Annotated in this window: 2 protein-coding genes; both read left to right on the top strand. The window is 37.3% G+C overall.

All coding sequences use genetic code 11. The annotated features are described in order from the left end of the window. Positions 1–504: hypothetical protein (locus ACY2RQ_RS19480; protein WP_490114676.1), on the top strand; the 504-nt coding region annotated here is incomplete at its 5' end. Then, on the top strand, positions 501–824 hold the full coding sequence (locus ACY2RQ_RS19485) for a hypothetical protein (protein WP_490114677.1): 324 nt from the start codon (positions 501–503) through the stop codon (positions 822–824). The genes ACY2RQ_RS19480 and ACY2RQ_RS19485, both read left to right, overlap by 4 nt. The last annotated feature ends 52 nt before the right edge of the window (positions 825–876 follow it).

Here is an 876-nt window from a genome sequence, read left to right on the forward strand (position 1 = left end):
CTGCTCAAGAGAGATCGAGTGAACTTCAACAATCTCAATATTAAAGAGCTTTTAAAACTTCAAGATTCCGTGATTAATAAACTCAGGAAGCGAGAGGTTGTTAGAACTCAAAACAATCCCCTTGGTGATTATACAGAATGGCTTGTTTCAAGCTCTTTAAACCTATCTTTAGAGAAGAACTCAAAATCAGGATACGATGCGACTTCAGAAGATGGTGTTAGATTCCAGATCAAAGGGCGAAGAGTTACTTCAAGAAATAAATCGAGACAGTTAAGTCCAATTAGAAACCTAATAAAAAATGATTTCGATATTCTAGCAGCAGTTGTATTCGATGAAAATTTCGAGGTTATTGATGCAATCTTAATCCCACACGTTGTCGTGGCTGAATATGCCAACTTTAGAGAGTATATAAACGGACACCTGTTGCATGCTAAAGGTGCAATATTGCAAGACTCAAGAGTTACTTCTTTCAAAGAAAAAATAATGGACGCTAGTAAAACATGAAAAGAATATTATTAGCCTTATCGATTTTTATTTTGAGTGCGTGTGCAGCAAAGCAGCCGACAAATTTAGTAGGGATTTGGTACGATGACATTGGTTCGACGGACTACCTCAATTCAACATTGACAATTTTCGAGTATAACGGAAACTATTACCTAAACAGAGTTAATGGCGATGGAAGTAATGCCAAGTATCCTCTCAAGAAATCTGGCAACATTTATATAAAGCGTGGAGATAAGTTTGGTGCTTACTATAAAATAACAAGAAATGGTCTCACTATTAATGACTCAGCCGGTTATATTCGCACAGCTAAATCCAAGTAAACGCAGCTAACAAGTAAATCCAGGTGACGCCTACGGCGCACCTGATTTAGGC

This window comes from Parendozoicomonas sp. 209JJ7-1 (assembly GCF_058147085.1).